This window comes from Streptomyces formicae (assembly GCF_002556545.1).
Classification (GTDB): domain Bacteria; phylum Actinomycetota; class Actinomycetes; order Streptomycetales; family Streptomycetaceae; genus Streptomyces; species Streptomyces formicae_A.
This window is the reverse complement of sequence record NZ_CP022685.1, coordinates 5,515,353-5,534,271: the sequence shown is the minus strand read 5'-3', so window position 1 is coordinate 5,534,271 and position 18,919 is coordinate 5,515,353. Positions and strand designations below refer to the sequence as shown.

At 71.8% G+C, this 18,919-nt stretch carries 14 protein-coding genes; 6 read left to right on the top strand and 8 right to left on the bottom strand.

Going from position 1 to position 18,919, the window contains the following annotated elements; genetic code table 11:
- The first annotated feature begins 67 nt into the window (after nt 1–67).
- The 3 genes from KY5_RS24045 (at nt 68) to KY5_RS24035 (ending at nt 3,400) form a co-directional block, all read left to right on the top strand.
- Nucleotides 68–1,528 (top strand): hypothetical protein, encoded by a 1,461-nt coding sequence (locus KY5_RS24045; RefSeq protein ID WP_234362841.1) that lies wholly within the window; start codon nt 68–70, stop codon nt 1,526–1,528.
- A gap of 181 nt (nt 1,529–1,709) precedes the next feature.
- Complete coding sequence (locus KY5_RS24040) at nt 1,710–2,675, top strand: M28 family metallopeptidase (protein ID WP_098244195.1); 966 nt, start codon at nt 1,710–1,712, stop codon at nt 2,673–2,675.
- A gap of 128 nt (nt 2,676–2,803) precedes the next feature.
- Entirely contained in the window at nt 2,804–3,400 is a 597-nt protein-coding gene (locus tag KY5_RS24035) for a flavodoxin family protein (RefSeq protein ID WP_098244194.1), read from the top strand.
- Nucleotides 3,401–3,418: 18 nt separating this feature from the next.
- On the opposite strand, the gene KY5_RS24030 is transcribed toward KY5_RS24035, so the two are convergent.
- The 4 genes from KY5_RS24030 to KY5_RS24015 form a co-directional block, all read right to left on the bottom strand.
- The gene (locus KY5_RS24030) at nt 3,419–4,306 is read right to left on the bottom strand and encodes an ABC transporter permease (protein WP_098244193.1); all 888 of its coding nucleotides are present in this window, start codon (nt 4,304–4,306) and stop codon (nt 3,419–3,421) included.
- Complete coding sequence (locus KY5_RS24025) at nt 4,293–5,237, bottom strand: ABC transporter ATP-binding protein (protein ID WP_098244192.1); 945 nt, start codon at nt 5,235–5,237, stop codon at nt 4,293–4,295. Before KY5_RS24025 ends, KY5_RS24030 begins: the two co-directional genes overlap by 14 nt.
- A 153-nt stretch (nt 5,238–5,390) precedes the next feature.
- Nucleotides 5,391–6,647, bottom strand: a complete 1,257-nt coding sequence (locus tag KY5_RS24020) for a LolA family protein (protein WP_098244191.1) — start codon at nt 6,645–6,647, stop codon at nt 5,391–5,393.
- 239 nt (nt 6,648–6,886) lie between these two features.
- Nucleotides 6,887–7,897, bottom strand: coding sequence for a polyprenyl synthetase family protein (locus tag KY5_RS24015; RefSeq protein ID WP_098244190.1), 1,011 nt, complete (start codon nt 7,895–7,897; stop codon nt 6,887–6,889).
- Between the two features lie 258 nt (nt 7,898–8,155).
- Here KY5_RS24015 and KY5_RS24010 point away from each other — a divergent pair, with 258 nt between their 5' ends.
- Both KY5_RS24010 and KY5_RS24005 read left to right on the top strand, forming a co-directional pair.
- Nucleotides 8,156–9,670 (top strand): peptide MFS transporter, encoded by a 1,515-nt coding sequence (locus KY5_RS24010; RefSeq protein WP_098244189.1) that lies wholly within the window; start codon nt 8,156–8,158, stop codon nt 9,668–9,670.
- 28 nt (nt 9,671–9,698) lie between these two features.
- Complete coding sequence (locus tag KY5_RS24005) at nt 9,699–11,699, top strand: CocE/NonD family hydrolase (protein WP_098244188.1); 2,001 nt, start codon at nt 9,699–9,701, stop codon at nt 11,697–11,699.
- 21 nt (nt 11,700–11,720) lie between these two features.
- On the opposite strand, the gene KY5_RS24000 is transcribed toward KY5_RS24005, so the two are convergent.
- The 3 genes from KY5_RS24000 to KY5_RS23990 all read right to left on the bottom strand — a co-directional run bounded on the left by KY5_RS24000 (nt 11,721) and on the right by KY5_RS23990 (nt 15,206).
- The gene (locus KY5_RS24000) at nt 11,721–12,533 is read right to left on the bottom strand and encodes an HAD family hydrolase (RefSeq protein WP_098244187.1); all 813 of its coding nucleotides are present in this window, start codon (nt 12,531–12,533) and stop codon (nt 11,721–11,723) included.
- Nucleotides 12,534–12,678: 145 nt separating this feature from the next.
- Nucleotides 12,679–13,881: an FAD-dependent oxidoreductase gene (locus KY5_RS23995; RefSeq protein ID WP_098244186.1), complete on the bottom strand. Its 1,203-nt coding sequence runs from the start codon at nt 13,879–13,881 to the stop codon at nt 12,679–12,681.
- A 53-nt stretch (nt 13,882–13,934) separates the two neighbouring features.
- Nucleotides 13,935–15,206: an ATP-grasp domain-containing protein gene (locus tag KY5_RS23990; protein WP_098244185.1), complete on the bottom strand. Its 1,272-nt coding sequence runs from the start codon at nt 15,204–15,206 to the stop codon at nt 13,935–13,937.
- 200 nt (nt 15,207–15,406) lie between these two features.
- Here KY5_RS23990 and fahA point away from each other — a divergent pair, with 200 nt between their 5' ends.
- Nucleotides 15,407–16,696 (top strand): fumarylacetoacetase, encoded by a 1,290-nt coding sequence (gene fahA, locus KY5_RS23985; protein ID WP_098244184.1) that lies wholly within the window; start codon nt 15,407–15,409, stop codon nt 16,694–16,696.
- A gap of 154 nt (nt 16,697–16,850) precedes the next feature.
- Here fahA and recQ read toward each other — a convergent pair whose 3' ends face one another.
- On the bottom strand, nt 16,851–18,845 hold the full coding sequence (gene recQ / locus KY5_RS23980; protein ID WP_098244183.1) for a DNA helicase RecQ: 1,995 nt from the start codon (nt 18,843–18,845) through the stop codon (nt 16,851–16,853).
- Nucleotides 18,846–18,919 lie beyond the last annotated feature (74 nt).

Genomic DNA, 18,919 nt, shown 5'->3' with positions numbered 1-18,919 from the left:
CGGGCGGCCTCCGCTCGTCCCGCGGTGAGAGGCTTACCGTGACGCCCCGTCAGCGAGGGAGCCCGGCATGCCCCCGAGACGCACCGCACCGCCCCCCGGCGGAGCCCGCCCCCTCCTGGCCGTCTGCGCCGCCTTCGCCCTGCTCTCCCTCGCCCTGGTCCCGCCCTCCCTGCCCCTCGGCTGGGACGAACTCGTCTACGCGAGCCGGTTCTCCCCGCACGCGCCCGCCACCCCGTTCAGCGCGCCCCGCACCCGTGGCGTCCCTGTCCTCATCGCGCCCGTCGCCTCCTGGAGCGACTCGGTCGTGCTGCTCAGGCTCTGGCTGACCCTGCTCTCGTCGACCGCGCTCTACCTCGGGTTCCGCCCCTGGCTGCGCGCGTCGCACCGGCCTTCGGCGGCGGCCGTCGCGGCCGCGCTCTACGGCTGTCTGTGGGTCGCGCTGTTCTACGCGAGCGCCGCGATGCCCAACCACTACACGGCGATGGGCGCCGTCGGGGCGGTCGGCCTCTTCCTGCGGGCGCGACCAACCCCCGCCACGTACACGGGGATCGCGGCCTGGCTCGCCCTCGCCACCCTGATGCGGCCCAACGACGGCGCCGCGCTCGCCGTGCCGCTCCTGCTCGCCGCCCTGCTCGTACCGGCCCTGCGGGGCCGGGGCCGCTTCCTGGCCGTGCTCGGCGGGCTCGCGGCGGGTGTGCTGCCCTGGCTCGTCGAGGCGTACGTCCGGTTCGGCGGGGTCCGCGAGCGGCTCGCGCGGGCCAGCGAAGTCCAGGGCGATCTGCGCCCCTTGCTCTCCTTCGCGCACCACCTCACGGTTCTCGACGGCCCGTTGCTCTGCCGCCCCTGCGACAGCGACGGCATCCGGCTCGTGGCGGCGGAGTGGTGGGTCCTGCTGCCGCTCCTCGTGGCCGCCGGGCTCCTGACCCTGCGCCGCCACGCCCCCGGCGCGCTGCCCGGCCACGTCCTGGCCGCCCTCACGGCCCTCTCCGCCACCCTCCCCTACCTCCTCTTCGTCCCCTACGCCGCGCCCCGGTTCCTCCTGCCCGCCCACGCCCTGCTCGCCCCCACGGCGGCGGCGGGACTGCTCGCGTCGGCCGGGCTCGTGCGCACGGCGGTACGGCGGCGGCGCGGGGCGGGTGCCGCGCGCCCCCTCGCCCTCTCCGTCGCCCTCGCGGCCGTCCTCGCCTTCGCCCTCGTCGGCCACGCGGTGGTCCAACTCCTGCTCGTCCACGGCAACTCCAGGATCCAGGCGGGCGCCCGAGGCGACTGGGCGCGGGTCGCCGAGGTACTGAACGCGCGGGGCGTCGGCGGTGACGGCGGCGACGGCGCGCCCTCCCGCTGCGTCCTGCGCGGGAACACCTCCGTGATCCCCCTCGCGTACGCCACGGGATGCGCCCCCGACGGACCCCTTCGGCCCACCGCCCTCGTGCTCCGCGACGCGGCGCCCCCGCGCTGGGCCCGCGACTGGCCGCGCCACACCGTGCCGGGCACCTACGCGCCCGGCTGGGTCGTCCACGTACGCCCCTGAGGCCACCACCGCCCGATATCCGTAACTCCCTGCCCGTTTTGCGCTCTTGACGTCACCGCAGCCCCACCCGCACCATCAGGCGCATTCGAACTCGTACGCCATACGAGCGCGTCACCCACACGCAAGAACGATTCACCCCCCACAAAAACGGAATACGGAACACGGAAACCGGAGCCCCCACATGAAACTCTCCGTTCCCGGACGTACCGCCGCGGCCGCAGTCATAGCCGTCGCCGGACTCCTGACCACGAGCGCGATATCCAGCGCGGCCCCGACCTCGGCGTCCCCCACGGCGTCCCGCGAGGCGGCCGCCGCACCCGACATCCCGGTCGCCAACGTCAAGGCGCACCTGTCCGAACTGCAGTCCATCGCGAGCGCCAACGGCGGCAACCGCGCCCACGGCAGCGCCGGTTACAAGGCGTCCATCGACTACCTGAAGGGCAAGCTGGACGAGGCCGGATTCACCACCTCCGTGCAGGAGTTCACGGCGGGCGGCGACACCGGCTACAACCTGATCGCCGACTGGCCGGGCGGCGACGAGGGCAAGGTCGTGATGGCCGGAGCGCACCTCGACAGCGTCACCGAGGGCCCCGGCATCAACGACAACGGGTCGGGCTCCGCCGCCGTCCTGGAGACCGCGCTGACCGTGGCCCGCGAGCAGTACAAGCCCACCAAGCACCTGCGGTTCGCCTGGTGGGGCGCCGAGGAGATCGGCCTGGTCGGCTCCTCGCACTACGTCGAGAAGCTGCCCGAGGCCGACCGCTCGAAGATCAGCGGCTATCTGAACTTCGACATGATCGCCTCCCCGAACACGGGCTACTTCGTCTACGACGACGACCCCACGATCGAGAAGACGTTCAAGGACTACTACGCGGGCCAGAACATCACCACGGAGGCGGACGACGAGGGCGACGGCCGCTCCGACCACGCCCCGTTCCAGCAGGCGGGCGTCCCGGTCGGCGGCATCTTCAGCGGCGCCGAGACCACCAAGTCGGCGGCCCAGGCGGAGAAGTGGGGCGGCACGGCGGGCGAAGCGTTCGACAAGTGCTACCACTCGTCGTGCGACGACGAGTCGAACCTCGACGCGACCGCGCTCGACCGCAACAGCGACGCGGTGGCGTACGCGGTGTGGGGCCTCTCGGCGTAGGCACCCCTGGAGCGCGCCCCTGGAGCGTGACCCTGGACGGGATTGCTTGCGCGTGCATATAGTGCGCGTGCAAGTAATCGCCGCCCCGGTCGCCCGCGCCGCGACCGGCCGCACCCAGGGGGATTCCCATGACCCGCTCGTTCCTCTTCGTCACCGGCAGCGCCCGCACCGGAGGCAACTCCGAGCTCCTGGCCCGCAAGGCCGCCGAGCAGCTGCCCCCGGACGTCGAACAGCGCTGGCTGCACCTGGCGGACCTGCCGCTGCCCGACTTCGAGGATCTGCGCCACGAGGAGAACGGCGCCCGGGCCCGCCCCCGCCCCGTCGGCACCAACGAGGCCGTCCTCCTGGACGCCACCCTGGCGGCCACGGACATCGTGATCGTCTCGCCCCTGTACTGGTACTCGCTCTCCGCCAACGTCAAGCGCTACCTGGACTACTGGGACGCGTGGCTGGAGACCCCCGAGGCCGCGTTCAAGGACACCCTGGCGGGCCGCACCCTGTGGGGCGTGACGGCGCTCGCGCACACCGAGGAGGAGGTGGCCGAGCCGCTGATCGGCACCCTGAACCACACCGCCGCCTTCTTCCCCATGCGCTTCGGCGGCGTCCTGCTCGGCAACGGCACCAGGCCGGGACACGTGCTCAACGACGACGAGGCCCTGGCGCGCGCCAAGACCTTCTTCGCGCAGGAGCCGCCGGTGGCCCGCTACCCCTACGACCGGGCGTAGCCACTACGACGGGCGCGGCTACGCCAGCACGTCCTTCGCCCCGAACCGCGCCCATGCCGCGGAGCCGAAGACGGCCGCGTACAGGCCCTGCATCTGCAGGTTCTTGATCAGGTCGTCCCAGTAGACCGGCTCGCGCATCAGGTCCGCGAAGGACAGCCAGTAGTGCGAGAAGAAGTACGGGTGAAGGCCGTGCAGCTGGGGGATCTGGTCGAGGATCTGGACCGTGATCAACAGGCCGACCGTGGTCGCCATCGCCGCGATGCCGCTGCTGGTGAGCGTCGAGACGAAGAGGCCGAGCGCGGCCACGCCGATCAGTGAGGCGGCGACGACGAGCGCGATGAGCAGGGCCCGCAGCAGCCCTTCCCCGAAGCCCATCCGGGTGCCGGAGATCGTGGTGACGTCGCCGAGCGGGAAGAGCAGCGCGCCCGTCGCGAGCGCGGAGGTGGCCACCACCAGGGTCGCGGCCAGGCAGAACGTCAGCGTGGTCGCGTACTTCACGAGCAGCAGCCGGGTGCGCCCCGCGGGCGCGACGAGCAGATAGCGCAGCGTTCCCGCGTTCGCCTCGCCCGCGATCGCGTCGCCCGCGACGACGCCGATCGCCATCGGCAGGAAGAACGGCAGGGTCGCGGCGAGCGCGGTGAAGACCAGGAACAGGCCGTTGTTGGTGATCTGCGCGATGAACGCGGGGCCACCGCCCTCGCCGCCTCCGCCGATCGTCGAGCCGTCGCTCGTCTCGATCTTGACCGCGACGCCGACGAGGATCGGCACGGCGGCCAGCACGGCGAGCAGCGCGATCGTCCGCCAGCGGCGGAAGGTGATCGCGAGTTCGCTGCGGAAGAGGCCGAGGGTCCACAGCGGCCGCGGCTCCCTGTTCCCGCCCACCGTCATCACGTCAGCCCGCGACATCGAATCCCTCTCCCGTCAGAGCCACGAACACGTCTTCCAGGGAGGCCCGTTCGAGCCCGAAGCCACGGACGCGTACGCCCGCGCCGACCAGCGCGGCGTTCAGGTCGGACAGCTCCGCGTCCTGGCCCGGCGGCTCGCACGTCACGCGGTCCTCCGTCACGACGAGGTCCGTCGCGCCCCGCTCCTTGAGGACGCGGGCCGCGTCGCCCGGGTCCGGTGTCGTCACCACGAGCCGCCCGCGCGCGCCCGCCGCGAGCTCGGCGACCGGGCCCTGCGTGATCAGGCGGCCCCGGGTCATCACCGCCGCGTGCGTACAGACCTGCTCGATCTCGTCGAGGAGGTGCGAGGAGAGGAAGACGGTGGTGCCCTCCGCCGCCAGCTCCCGCACCAGCGTGCGGATCTCGCGCATGCCCTGCGGGTCGAGTCCGTTGGTCGGCTCGTCGAGCACGAGCAGCTTGCGCGGCTGCAACAGCGCGGCCGCGAGCCCCAGGCGCTGCTTCATGCCCAGGGAGTACGCCTTGGCCTTCTTGCCCGCCGCAGCGGTGAGCCCGACCCGGTCGAGCGCCGCGTCGGCCCGCGCACGGCGCGTGCGCGGATCGGCGGCGGGGTCCGCGGAGTCGTACCGCAGGAGGTTGTCGCGGCCGGACAGGAAGCCGTACAGCGCGGGGCCCTCGATCAGCGCGCCCACGTGCGGCAGCACGGTGCGCGTGGCGCGCGGCATGGGGCGGCCGAGGACCTCGGCACGTCCTGACGTCGGCTCGATGAGGCCCATCAGCATGCGGATGGTGGTCGTCTTGCCCGAGCCGTTCGGCCCGAGGAAGCCGAAGACGCTGCCTTCGGGGACGGTGAGGTCGAGCCGGTCGACGGCCAGGTGCTTGCCGTAGCGCTTGCTGAGCGCGTGCGTCTCGATGACGCTGGGCGTCTCGAACACGCCGGACGGCTCTGTCGCTCTGGACGGCTCTGCCGCGCTGGACGGCCCGATGGTGCCCGACACCGTTTTCCTCCCACTCCCCCGCGGCCTGCGCCCCGATCAGCGAGCGGACCGGGGGTGCCCGCACCCCCGGTCCGCCGGTCCCGCCCGCCTCTAGCGGTTCGCCGCCTTCACGAGCGCGTCCTTGGTGACCGCGCCCACGTAGACCTTGCCGTCGTCCGTGACGAGGGCGTTGATCAGGCGGGTCGAGAAGACCGTGCCCGAACCGAACTTGCCGCTGACCTGGTCGCCGAGCGAGTCGAGCAGCTTCTGCGCGTCCGGCGGGACATCGCCCGAACCGGTCGTCGGCAGGCCCTGGCCGCCCGGGATCTTCAGCTCGGCGACGGCGTTCCAGCCCTCGCCGATGACCCGGAGACCGTTCAGGTCGCCCTTGTCGAACTCCTTGCCGAGCTGGTCCTTGCCCTTGAAGTCGCCGCCCCGGTCGGCATGTTCGTCGGCCTCGGTGACCTTCGCGCCCTTGGGCGGCGTGAAGTCGAACGTGGACGCGGAAGGCTTGCCGAAGTCGACCTTGGTGAAGCCCGCGTCGACGACGGCCGCGCCGCCGGAGGCCGGGGTCAGGGTGAACTTGAGCGGCGTACCGGTCTCGGCGTCCACCGCGACGGTGATCTGGCCGATCGTGGAGCCCGACTGCTTCGGCTTGACCACCAGGCGGTACGCGTCGCGGCCCGCGACCTGCGCGGTCCCGTCGACCTCCACGGACGTCGTGCCGTCGACGGCCTTCAGGGCCTGCTCGGCGAAGTCCTTGGGGGTGGCGGGCACGTCCTTGGGAAGGTCCTTGCCCTTGCCTCCGCCCTTGCCCTCGTCCTTGCCCGCCCCGGCGTCCTTCGCGTGGTACGCCTCGTTCGACGCGCTGTCGTACGCCCACACGTCGTCGCCGTTGTGGATCAGGCTGTACTCGGCGGCGTCCTCCAGGACGGACACCTTCTGCTTGTCCTGGCCGTCGGCCGCGACGCGCAGGGTGTGCGTGCCCGACGCCAGCTCCATCAGCTTCGACTTGGGGTCGGCGGCCGAGCCCTTGCCCTGCTCGCCGCCGTCCGCGCCGGATCCGCCGCCACCACCGGCGAAGCCGCCCGCGAGGCCGCCCATCGACGGCAGGCCGAGATCGGTGCTGATCTTGACGTTGCCGGAGAGCTGCTGCGTGTCCGAAGCGGCGATCTTCTCGATGAGTTTCTGCGCGGAGATCTTCGGCAGATCGGGGTCGCCCGAGGTGGCGAGCGCCGGGACGAGCCCGATGGTCGCCGCGGCCACCCCCGCCACCGCGATCGGGACGACGTAGCGCGCCGCCTTGCGGCGGCCCACGCGCAGCTCCCCCGTCTCGCTGGTGTCCTGTTCCGGTTCGTACGGTGCCATGTGTGCCCTACCTCCGTGGTCGGCGGCGACCTGACCCGTGACGTGCCTCGTCCACCCCGCGCCGCCATTCTCACCCGAATTGGTCAGGAGTGGTGGTCCTTGTTGCTTTCCATCCGACCAAATCGGCCGTCGAGAAGCGTCAGACCCCGGGCGCAACTCCACGTACTTCCCTGGGATGACATGGAGCGCCCTCGCCTCCCCCGACCCGTAGGGGGTGGCGCGCCGAGACCGGCCCGGCCTCAGCCCGCCCGGTGCACCACGAGGTCGCACAGCTCGATCAGGGACGCCTTCGCGTCGCACTCCGGCAGCGGCGCCAGCGCGGCCCGCGCCTCCTCCGCGTACCGCACGGTGTCCCTGCGGGCCTGTTCGAGCGCCGGGTGGGCCCGCAGCCTGGTGAGCGCCTCCGCGTGCCGCGCGTCGTCGGTGAGGTCCGAGTCGAGCAGCTCGCTCAGGGCGATGTCCTCGGCGAGCCCGAGCCGCGCCACGCGCTCGCGCAGCCGCAGGACCGGGAGCGTGGGGATGCCCTCGCGCAGGTCGGTGCCCGGCGTCTTGCCCGACTCGTGCGAGTCGGACGCGATGTCGAGGACGTCGTCGGCGAGCTGGAAGGCGACGCCGAGCCGCTCGCCGTACTGCGTGAGGACGTCGACGACGGTCTCGTCCGCGCCGGACATCATCGCGCCGAACCGGCACGCCACGGCGACGAGCGAGCCCGTCTTGCCGCCGAGCACGTCGAGGTAGTGGTCGACCGGGTCGCGTCCCTCGGTCGGCCCCGCCGTCTCCAGGATCTGTCCGGTGACCAGGCGCTCGAAGGCCTCCGCCTGGATCCGGACGGCCTCGGGACCGAGGTCGGCCAGGATGTAGGAGGCGCGGGCGAAGAGGAAGTCGCCGGTCAGGACGGCGACGGAGTTGCCCCAGCGCTGGTTGGCGCTGTCGACGCCGCGGCGCACGTCCGCCTCGTCCATCACGTCGTCGTGGTAGAGCGTCGCGAGGTGGGTGAGCTCGACGACCACCGCGGAGGGCACGACGCCCGGCGCGTAGGGGTCGCCGAACTGGGAGGCGAGCATGACGAGGAGGGGGCGGAAGCGCTTCCCCCCGGCGCGGACGAGGTGCTGAGCGGCCTCCGTGATGAACGGGACCTCACTCTTGGTGGCCTCGAGCAGGCCCTCCTCGACAGCCGTCAACCCGGCCTGGACATCGGCTTCGAGAGCCTGGTCCCGCACGCTAAGACCGAACGGCCCGACGACGGTCACGAGAGGTTCTCCTGTCTGCTGACGATCACATGGCGAACTCGGTCGATCATTGGATCTCGGTCGATGACACGGTTTGTCGATGTGTCGCTGCCATCACTCAAGTCAGCGTATCCGGTCGACTTTCGATCACAGCGAGCACCTGCCCGCACAACGGCGGCCGGGCGGAGTGCAATCTCCCCCGGTATGTTCTTGATCAGCCCATACGACCGAGAAGACGAGTCCGCACCACAAGAACCGTAACGACCGGGAGCAGACGCTTTGTCCCGTACTACGGCCGAGTACGAGCCGCCCGCAGAGCCGCCGACGGATCCGCCGCCGGGCGACGACCACGCCTTCTTCGGGCAGCCGCGCGGTCTGCTCACCCTCTCCGGCCTGGAGGTCTGGGAGCGGTTCTCGTTCCTCGGGATGCAGGCCATCCTCGTCCTCTACTTCGCCGACTCCGTGGCGAACGACGGCATGGGCATGGACGCGGGCACGGCCGCGTCGGTCTCCGCGGCGTACGGAACGCTGGTCTACCTGGTCTCCGTGGCGGGCGGCTGGCTCGCCGACCGCATCCTCGGCTCGTACCGCGCGGTCCTGTGGGGCGGCGTCCTCATCGCCTGCGGCCACTACTCGATGGCCGTGCCGACCCCGACGATGACGTGGGTGGGCCTCGGCCTGATCAGCGCGGGCACCGGACTGCTCAAGCCGAACGTCGCCTCGATGGTCGGCAAGCTCTACCGCACCGAGGACGAGCGCCGCGACGCCGGTTTCGCGCTCTACTACATGGCGATCAACGTCGGCGCCTTCGCGGGACCGCTGATCACCGGCTGGCTCGGTGACCACAAGGGCTGGCACTGGGGCTTCTCGGCGGCCGCGATCGGCATGACCTTCGGCCTCATCCAGTACGTCGCGGGGCGGCGCCACCTCGCGGGGCGCAAGGCGTCCGCCGAGTTCGCGCTGCCCCGGGACGCGATGCGGCGGGCGGTCCTGATGATCGTCGCGGGCCTTGTCGCCCTCGCGGCGGTCGCGGGTCTCCTCGCCGCCGTCGGCTGGCTGACCATGGACCGCTTCGTCGACCTGCTCACCCTCATCTCGGTGATCGCGCCGGTCGTCTACTTCGCGGTGATGTTCCGCAGCCCGCGCGTCACCGGCGAGGAGCGGCGCAGGCTGCGCCCCTACGTCGTGCTCTTCCTCGCCTCGGTCGTTTTCAACTTCATCCTCTTCCAGGCGTACTCGACGATGATGCTGCTCGCGTCGACCAACGCGGAGACGTCGATCCTCGGCTTCCACTTCCCCGCCAGCTGGTACGCCTCCGCGCTCGGCGCCTTCGAGGTCGCGCTCGCCCCCGTCGTCGCCACCCTGTGGGCGCGGATGGGCCCCCGCCAGCCGCACGCCTCCAACAAGATCGCGTTCGGCGTGGTCCTGGGCGGTCTCTCGTTCCTGCTGATGGTCCTTCCGACCTCGGGGCACAGCGGCGACACCTACAAGATGGCCGCCTGGTGGATCGTCGGCTCGTACCTGCTGCTGGGGCTCGGCGACGTCCTCCTGGAGACCTCGGGCATGTCGGCCACCACGAAGCTCGCCCCGAAGGCGTTCGCCAGCCAGACCATGGCGCTCTGGTTCCTGTCCCTCGCGCTCGCCAACGGCATCCAGGCACAGGTCGTGAAGCTCTACGGAGAGGTCTCCAACCCCGCGTACTTCGGCGTGAACGGCGGCATCGCGGTCCTCGCGGGCATCGCCGTCATCGCGCTCGCCCCCTGGCTGCGCCGCACCATGCACCCCGTCCACTGAGGACGTCCCGTCCACCGAGGTTCCTCCCATGTCGCACACACCGAAGATCCGGACCGACTTCCCGTACGAGACCACCCACGAGGACATCCGCGTACCCCTCCCCGACGGGACGAAGCTCTACGCACGCGTGTGGCGCCCCGTCACGGACGAGCCCGTCCCCGTGCTCCTGGAGTACCTCCCCTACCGGCTGAGCGACTGGACGGCGCCCCGCGACTGGCAGCGCCACCCCTGGTACGCGGGCCACGGCTACGCCTCCGTGCGCGTCGACGTCCGCGGCCACGGCAACAGCGAGGGCCTGCCCACCGACGAGTACTCGGCACAGGAGCTCGCGGACGGCGTCGAGGTGGTGAACTGGCTCGCCGCTCAGCCCTGGTCGAGCGGCAAGGTCGGCATGTTCGGCATCTCCTGGGGCGGCTTCAACTCCCTCCAGATCGCGGCCCTCGCGCCCGAGCCGCTCAAGGCGATCGTCACGGTCTGCTCGGCGGACGACCGCTATGACAACGACGTGCACTACATGGGCGGTTCCGTCCTCGCGGTGGACATGCACGCCTGGGCGGCGACGATGCTCGCCTTCGTGTCGCGCCCGCCGGACCCGCTGTGCGTCGGCGACGCCTGGCGCGAGATGTGGCTGACCCGCCTCGAAGCCGTCGAGCCCTTCATCCACACCTGGCTGGAGCACCAGACCCGCGACGACTACTGGCGGCACGGCAGCGTCTGCGAGGACTACGCGGCGATCGGTGCCGCGGTCCTCGCGGTCGGCGGCTGGCACGACCCCTACCGGGACACCGTCCTGCGTCTGGTCGAACACCTGCCCGGCGACGTACGCGGGCTCATCGGCCCCTGGTCGCACCAGTACCCGGACCGCGGCCTGCCGCCGGGGCCCGCGATCGGCTTCCTCCAGGAGACGCTGCGCTGGTGGGACCACCATCTCAAGGGCATCGACACCGGGGTGATGGCCGAGCCGAAGCTCCGCTCCTGGATCAGCGAATCGCACCCGCCCGCCACCGTCTACGAAGAGCTGCCCGGCGGCTGGACCGGCGAGCCCGCCTGGCCGTCGCCGAACGTCACCCCCCTCTCGTACGCCCTCCAGGGCAACCCCGTCGTCGTCGACTCCCCGCAGCACACCGGCCTCGACGCGGGCCGCTTCTTCCCCTTCGGCAACGACGCGGACCTGCCGCCCGACCAGCGGGACGAGGACGCGAAGTCGGCGTGCTTCGAGTTCGAGGTGCCCGCGCGGGTGCGCGTCCTCGGCCGTCCGAAGGTGACGCTGCGGCTGCGCATGGACGTCCCCCACGGGCAGGCGATCGCCCGCGTCTGCGACGTGGCACCGGACGGCTCCTCCACGCTGGTCACCCGCGGCGTGCTCAACCTCTCCGCGCGCCACGGCAGGGACCGCGCCGACGCCTGGCCCGTCGGCGCCACCGAGGACGTCACGTTCGAGCTCAACGGCATCGGCCACACGTTCCCGCCGGGACACCGCATCCGCCTCGCCGTCTCCTCCGCGTACTGGCCCTGGATCTGGCCGCGGGCGGACTCCGCGGGCTTCACGCTCGACCCGGTCGGCAGCTCGCTCGAACTCCCCGTGCGCGAGGGCGACCTGGACCCGGCGATCACCTTCGAGGCCCCTGAACAGTCGGAGCCGCTCGGCGTCGTCCACCCCGCCACCCTCGACGAGCAGCGCCCCGAGCGTCTGGTCGTACGCGATGTCGCCGAGGGCGAGTGGCGCCTGGAGGTCGACCCGCGCTACGGCGGCACGCGCGTGTACCCCGACGGCCTCGAATTCACCGAGGACGCCCTGGAGACGTACACGATCAACGAGTCCGACCCGCTGAGCGCCCGCACCCGCTCCGACTGGACGATCCGCCTGCACCGGCCCGAACTCGGCTGGGACGTGCGCGTCGAGACGCACTCGGAGATCACCTGTGACGCGGCGGACTTCCTCACCGCGAACGAGGTCGTGTGCAAGGACGGCGACGAGGTCGTCTTCCACCGGACCTGGGAGCGGCGGATCCCCAGGACGGCCGGCTAGGGGCCCTCCGCCGGGCAGTCCCTAGCCGCGTCCGAGCAGGCCCTCCAGGACGACGGCGATCCCGTCGTCCTCGTTCGACAGGGTCAACTCATCGGCGACGGCCTTGAGTTCGTGATGGGCGTTGGCCATGGCCACGCCGTGCGCCGCCCACACGAACATCGGGATGTCATTGGGCATGTCACCGAAGGCGAGCGTGTCGTCCGCCGTCAGGCCGAGCCGCTCGGCGGCGAGGGCGAGCCCGGTCGCCTTGGTCACCCCGCACGGCTGGAGCTCCACGGTGCCGGGGCCCGACATCGTCACCGTGGCGAGCGAGCCGACCGCGGCCCTGGCCACCGCGGCCAACTCGTCGTCCGCGAGCGTCGGATGGCGCAGCAGGACCTTGCTGATGGGCTCCTCCCACAGCACGCCGCGCCCCGGCACCCGCACCGCGGGGAGCGTGGGGTGCGGCATCTCGTACCCGGGTTCGATGAGCGTGAGCCCCTCGACCCCGTCCTGGTCCACGGCCGCGTACACCTGTCCGACCTCGGCCTCGATCTTCCCGAGCGCGGCCTCGGCGAGCTCGCGGTCGAGCGTCACCGACCACTCCATGCGGTCCGCGCGGGCGTCGTACAGCTGCGCGCCCTGACCGCAGACGGCGAGGCCGTCGTACCCCAGGTCGTCGAGGAGCGGCTTCACTCTCGGTGCGGGCCGCCCTGTCACCACCAGGTGCCGGGCCCCCGCGCCCGCCATCCGCGCGAGCGCTGTCCGCGACCGGTCCGAGACCGTGTCGTCGCCGCGCAGCAGCGTTCCGTCCAGGTCGGTGGCGATGAGGGCATATGCGATCCGAGCGGCCATGATCGAGAGAATACGGACCCTGAGCCCTGGCGTATGCGGCTTGACAGGGCTCATGTGAGGCCGGATGCGGCCGAGCAGCCCACGGTTCACCAGAAAGTGGAAGCTGGCATTCCGGAAAGTGTCCGCCCGGTCCGAAAAGCCCGATTCAGCCGTACGCCTGCGCCACGTGCCGCGCGAGCCGCGGCGACGCGAACTCCGTGCCGCACACGAACCGCATCACGGGCCCGTACGACGAGCCGCCCAGCATCCCGGTGAAGTACAGGCCCGGTATGGACGACGCGTACCCCGCGCCGAGCCTCGGGGTGCCGCGGCTGACCGCGAGACGGGCCCGCAGCCCGTGGCCGAGGAAGTCCATCGCCTCGATGTCGACGCGGTAGCCCGTCGCGGCCACCACGTGGTCCGCCGCGAGGTCCTCCACGCGGCCCGCGTGCGTCTCGACGGTCAGCACGGGCTGTCCGTCCCGCACCTGCGCGGCTCTGATGCGGCGCACCTCGCGGGTCTGGACCGTGCCGTCGTAGCGGTCGCGCAGCCACCAGGCGCCCAGCGGGCCCAGGATGCGCCGGACCAGGAAGTGCCGTGCCGACGGCGGCAGATGGCGGTAGGGGTCGGCGTGGTAGCTCAGCACGTACAGGGACCAGGCCCTGCCGAAGGGGGACTCCGGGCGGAACTTCGGCTGCCGCCACGGCGGTGCGCCGAACGCCACCGCGCCCTTGCCCCTGGCCACCACCCGCACCCGCGCGCCCGCCTCCGCGGCGAGCACGGCCGTCTCCAGGGCGGACTGCCCCGCGCCCACCACGATCAGGTCGCGCCCCGAGAAGCGGGACAGGTCGTGCAGCTGCGAGCTGTGCGAGACGGGGCCCGTGGGGGTGGGCCCGTCCGGCACGGCGGCGGCCAGCTCGCCCGGCATCCTGGCCAGGCCCGAGAGACCGGTGGCGACGACGACCGCGCGCGCCGTGAACTGCTCTCCGGAGTCCAGCTTCAGCTCGAAGCCCCCACCGCCGCGCCGGTCCACGGAGACGACCTTGACCCGCTCCAGATCGGGCACGAGCTTCTGCTGGAACCACTCCCCGTACGCGGCGAAGGTCTCGACCGGGATGATGTCCTCGTCGGTGACCAGGCGCCGTATGCCCGCCGCGTCGCAGTAGTCCACGAGGGTGTGCCCGCGCTGCGGCGCGTCGATGCTCGACGCCACCGGGGTCGACTTCAACAGCATCCCCTCGGGCATGCCCGCCCGCCAACTCACCATCGGCTCACCGAACACCCGCACCGGAATGCCGCGCGCCCGCAGATGGGCGGCGGTGGACAGGCCGTAGGGCCCGGCCCCGATGACTGCTACCGGTTGAATCACGAAGTCCCTCCCCAGGACGTCACTTCACGCGTGCGTGTGCTTCACGCGTGTGCCTACTTCGTGGTCGTGCTGCCCCGGCGGTTGGTCCGCCACAGCTGGTACAGATGCTTCGCCCCCGGCCGTACGAAGCGGGCGAGCATGGTGAAGAACGGCCGCATGTCGTCCGCGGCCAGCCAGGCGAGCTCCGTGCCGCTCGCGCGGGTGGGCGCGTGCGGCGTCGTGTATCCGCTGCGGCGGTACGCGAGCAGGGCGGGCAGGTCGATGTTCTCCACCACGTACCGATGACCGGCGCGCTGCTCCCCCTCCGGGACGGCGCGGCCCGTCAGGTCCAGGTGCATCGCACGGACGACGTCCACGCCCGACTCGCTCTCGAAGAGCCGGAACTGGGCGCCCATGCGCGGGTTGAAGTCGAGCAGCTTGTACTGACCGTCGCGCCGGTCGAAGCGCAGGTCCAGGTCGATGATGCCGGTGAAGCCGATCTGCTTGATGAAACGCGCGGCGAGGTCGGCGAGTTCCGGGTTGTCGACGACGTACGCGTTCGCCGTCATGCCCGCGTGCGGTGGCCAGGAGCGGACCTTGACGCCCGTGAACATCGCGCGCGGCATCGAGTCGGCGTCGAAGTACGCGTGCACGATCCAGTCCTCCGCCTGCTCGCGCGGCAGGTACTCCTGCAGTATCACGCCGGGCCGCTCGCCCCAGTCACGGGCCAGTTCGAGCAGGCCCTGCGGGGTCTCTATCCGCGTCGTGCCGTTCACCGCCGGGCTCTTGCGCCGGGTGAACGCCTCGCGATTCTTGGCCACCACGGGGAAGCTCGCCGTGGCGGCGAACTCCGCTATGTCCGACCGGCTTTCGGGGAACGAGGCGGCGGGCGACGTGATGCCGTGCTCCTCGCACAGCTCGTGCAGACCCTGCTTGCTCGCGAGGCGGCGGGGTAATTCCGCTTCCACCCTCGGGAAGAGGAATCCGCCGAATCCCGTGCCGGTGCCCGCCAGCTCGTCCTGGTGCTCGGCGATGAGGACGGCCGCCTCCTCGTCGGTGGGGATGAGGACGGTCGGCCTGCCTATCCTGCGCCCTATCCTGAGCAGCCCGTCGACCAGGCGGGCCGGCTCTTCCGTCCCGGTGGTCGGCCAGGGGAAGGCGCGGGTGAGATGACGGGAGACGGCGGCCGGCGTGTAGCGGTCCTCGGTGATCGCGTACATGGGCACGCCCAGGCGGCCGAGGGTGCGGATGGCGGCCACGCCGCCGTGGTGCAGCGGGTAGCCACCGAACTTGACGATCAATCCCGGAACGTTCCGGTCCGGTGTGAGTCGCGCGCTGTCGGACATCCTGGCCACGGGTCCCCCCACGTATGCCCCCTACCGACCCGGACCCACCCCGTCCGCGTCCCCCACCAAAGGACGCTAAGCCGGAATTGACCACTCCAGCAAGGCTTATTCGGACATTGCGAACTCTTTAGGCACTGCCGAAACAGGGGACTCCACACGTAACGTGTGGCACACACCTATGGAAAGCGAGGCAGGTACGCATGTCCGAGCAGACCCCGCTCGACCCGGCCGCCGACGACTCCCGCGGCCTCCCCGACGGTGACCCCTTCGGCCTGCCCGAGGGCGACCCCTTCGGCCCGCACAACCTCCCCTACGGAGTGTTCTCCCTGGCCGGGGAGGGCGACGCCCTGCGCAGGGTCGGGGTACGGCTCGGCTCGTACGTCCTGGACGCGGGCGCCGCGGCCGCCGCGCTCGGCTCCCCCTACGTCTCGCTGCTCGCGCGGCCGACGCTCAACCCGCTGCTCGCCGCGGGCCGCACGGCCTGGTCCGACGTCCGGCGCGCCCTGACGGCGTGGGTGACCGTCCCGGCCCACCGCGATGCCGTACGCCCCTTGCTGCACCCCCTCTCCGACGTGACGCTGCACCTCCCCTTCGAGGTCGCGGACTACGTCGACTTCTACGCCTCGGAGCACCACGCGACCCACCTGGGCCAGATCTTCCGGCCCGACGCGCCGACTCCGCTGACCCCCAACTGGAAGCACCTGCCCATCGGTTACCACGGCCGGTCGGGCACCGTCGTGGTCTCGGGGACGGAGGTGGTGCGCCCGACGGGCCAGCGCAAGGCACCCGCCGACAGCGCCCCCGTCTTCGGGCCCTCGGTGCGGCTCGACATCGAGGCGGAGGTCGGCTTCGTCGTCGGCGCCCCCTCCGCGCACGGCACCCCCGTACCGCTCGCGGACTTCCGGGAGCACGTCTTCGGCCTCTGCCTCCTCAACGACTGGTCGGCGCGCGACATCCAGGCCTGGGAGTACGTCCCGCTCGGCCCCTTCCTCGGCAAGTCCTTCGCCACCTCGGTGTCGGCGTGGATCACCCCCCTCGAGGCGCTGGACACGGCCCGGGTCTCGCCTCCGGAGCGCACCCACCAGCTGCTGCCCTACCTGGACGACTCCGCGGAGTCGGTGGCGGACGAGCCCGGCGGCTACGACCTGCGCATGACCGTGACCCTCAACGGCCAGGTGATCTCTGAGCCGCCGTTCTCCACCGTGTACTGGACGGCCGCCCAGCAGCTCGCGCACATGACGGTCAACGGCGCGTCCCTGCGCACCGGCGACCTGTACGGCTCGGGCACGGTCAGCGGCCCCTCGGCCGGTCAGTACGGCTCCCTGATCGAGATCACCTGGAACGGCCGCGACCCCCTCGAACTCCCGGACGGCAAGCGGACGTTCCTGGAGGACGGCGACGAGGTCACGCTCTCCGCGTGGGCACCGGGCCCGGACGGGACCAGGGTGGGCCTCGGCGAGGTGACGGGACGGATCACGGCGGCTCGGTGAGACAGCCCCGGGCGACAGCCGTCTGACGCCCGCTGGACAGCCCCCCCTGGGCAGCAGCCCCTTCTGGTCGGCACCGGTGTCCTCCGGTGCCGACCGGGAGCGCGTCGGGCCTACGCGTGGGCCTACCTGCCGGGCCTGCGCGTCGGGCCCGCGCTCACCAGTCCGGCTCCTCCTCCGCCCAGTCCGGCTCCACGTCATCGCTCAGCGGCGGCTCGGACGCGGCGGACGCGCCTTGTGCGGCCGACGCGGTGCCCACCGCGGCGGGCGCCCCGCCGAGGAACTCCGCGACGACCCCGACCACACCCTCTCCGTACGTCGCCCGCTTCTTCTCGCCCACGCCGCTGATGCCCGCCAGATCCGCGACCGCCGTGGGGCGCAGCGTGGCGATCTCGCGGAGTGTGGCGTCGTGGAAGATGACGTACGCCGGGACGCCCTGCTCCTTGGCCTGGGCGCCGCGCCAGGTGCGCAGCGCCTCGAAGAGCGGGACCGCCTCCTGGGGCAGCTCGGCGACCGCCGCCGCCGACTTCGCCTTGCGCTCGCCCTTGGACGCCCGCGCCGCCGGGGCCCGCTTCGGCTCCTTGCGCAGCCGCACCTCGCGCTCCCTGCCGAGGACGGAACCGCTCGTCTCGGTGAGCACCAGCGTGCCGTACTCCCCCTCGACCGCGAGCAGCCCCTGGGCCAGCAACTGCCGGACCACGCCCCGCCATTCGGCCTCCGCCAGCTCCTCGCCGATGCCGAAGACGGAGAGCTGGTCGTGGTCGAACTGGATGACCTTGGCGGTCCGCTTGCCGAGCAGGATGTCGATGATCTGGCCCGTGCCGAACTTCTGGCCGCGCTCGCGCTGCAGGCGCACGACGGCGGAGAGCACCTTCTGCGCCGCCACCGTGCCGTCCCAGGTCTCGGGCGGGGTGAGGCAGGTGTCGCAGTTGCCGCAGGAGCGCGCGCCCGCTTCCTGGCCGAAGTAGGTCAGGAGCTGGGCACGACGGCACTCGGCGGTCTCGCACAGCGCCAGCATCGAGTCCAGGTGCGAGGCGGCCCGCCGCCGGAACGCCTCGTCGCCCTCGCCGCCCTGGATCAGCTTCCGCTGCTGGACCACGTCCTGCAGGCCGTACGCCATCCAGGCCGTCGACGGCGCCCCGTCGCGGCCCGCGCGGCCCGTCTCCTGGTAGTACCCCTCGACGGACTTCGGCAGGTCGAGGTGGGCGACGAAGCGGACGTCCGGCTTGTCGATGCCCATGCCGAAGGCGATCGTGGCGCAGACGACGAGGCCCTCCTCCCGCAGGAAGCGGGACTGGTGCCGCGCACGCGTCCCGCCGTCCAGACCCGCGTGGTACGGGACGGCCTCGATGCCGTTCTTGCAGAGGAACTCGGCGGTCTTCTTGACCGAGTTCCGCGAGAGGCAGTAGACGATGCCCGCGTCGCCCGCGTGCTCCTCCTTCAGGAAGGACAGGAGCTGCTTCTTCGGCTCGGCCTTGGGCACGATGCGGTACTGGATGTTGGGCCGGTCGAAGCTCGCCACGAAGTGCTTGGCGTCGGGCATGCCGAGCCGCTCGGTGATCTCCCGGTGCGTGGCGTGCGTGGCCGTCGCCGTGAGCGCGATGCGGGGCACGTCGGGCCAGCGCTGGCCGAGCACGGAGAGCGCCAGGTAGTCCGGCCGGAAGTCGTGGCCCCACTGCGCGACGCAGTGCGCCTCGTCGATCGCGAAGACGGAGATCCTGCCCCGCGAGAGCAGGTCCAGGGTGGCGTCCAGGCGCAGCCGCTCCGGTGCCAGATACAGCACGTCGAGCTCGCCCGCGAGGAACTCCGCCTCCATCACGCGCCGCTCGTCGAAGTCCTGCGTGGAGTTGATGAACCCCGCCCGCACGCCGAGCGCCCGCAGCGCGTCCACCTGGTCCTGCATGAGCGCGATGAGCGGCGAGACCACGACTCCCGTGCCCGGTCTGACCAGGGCCGGGATCTGGTAGCAGAGGGACTTTCCGCCGCCCGTGGGCATCAGGACGACGGCGTCCCCGCCGCCCACCACGTGCTCGATGATCCCTTCCTGCTCGCCACGGAACGCGTCGTACCCGAAGACGCGATGGAGCGTCCGCAGCGCGTCGCTCTGCGTCACCGAACCCGCCACCGGGTCCGGTGCCGTCACCTCGCTCATGCCACTGATCCCATCCATCGCCCTGTCCCCCGCCGTACCGGTCGTCCCCGTCGCACGTCCTGCCTCGACCACTG

Bases quoted from the DNA above. Each gene is read 5' to 3' on its own strand.
- KY5_RS24045 (WP_234362841.1), top strand. From the start codon at position 68: ATGCCCCCGAGACGCACCGCACCGCCCCCCGGCGGAGCCCGCCCCCTC.
- KY5_RS24040 (WP_098244195.1), top strand. From the start codon at position 1,710: ATGAAACTCTCCGTTCCCGGACGTACCGCCGCGGCCGCAGTCATAGCC.
- KY5_RS24035 (WP_098244194.1), top strand. From the start codon at position 2,804: ATGACCCGCTCGTTCCTCTTCGTCACCGGCAGCGCCCGCACCGGAGGC.
- KY5_RS24030 (WP_098244193.1), bottom strand. From the start codon at position 4,306: ATGTCGCGGGCTGACGTGATGACGGTGGGCGGGAACAGGGAGCCGCGG.
- KY5_RS24020 (WP_098244191.1), bottom strand. From the start codon at position 6,647: ATGGCACCGTACGAACCGGAACAGGACACCAGCGAGACGGGGGAGCTG.
- KY5_RS24005 (WP_098244188.1), top strand. From the start codon at position 9,699: ATGTCGCACACACCGAAGATCCGGACCGACTTCCCGTACGAGACCACC.
- KY5_RS24000 (WP_098244187.1), bottom strand. From the start codon at position 12,533: ATGGCCGCTCGGATCGCATATGCCCTCATCGCCACCGACCTGGACGGA.
- KY5_RS23990 (WP_098244185.1), bottom strand. From the start codon at position 15,206: ATGTCCGACAGCGCGCGACTCACACCGGACCGGAACGTTCCGGGATTG.
- fahA (WP_098244184.1), top strand. From the start codon at position 15,407: ATGTCCGAGCAGACCCCGCTCGACCCGGCCGCCGACGACTCCCGCGGC.
- recQ (WP_098244183.1), bottom strand. From the start codon at position 18,845: ATGAGCGAGGTGACGGCACCGGACCCGGTGGCGGGTTCGGTGACGCAG.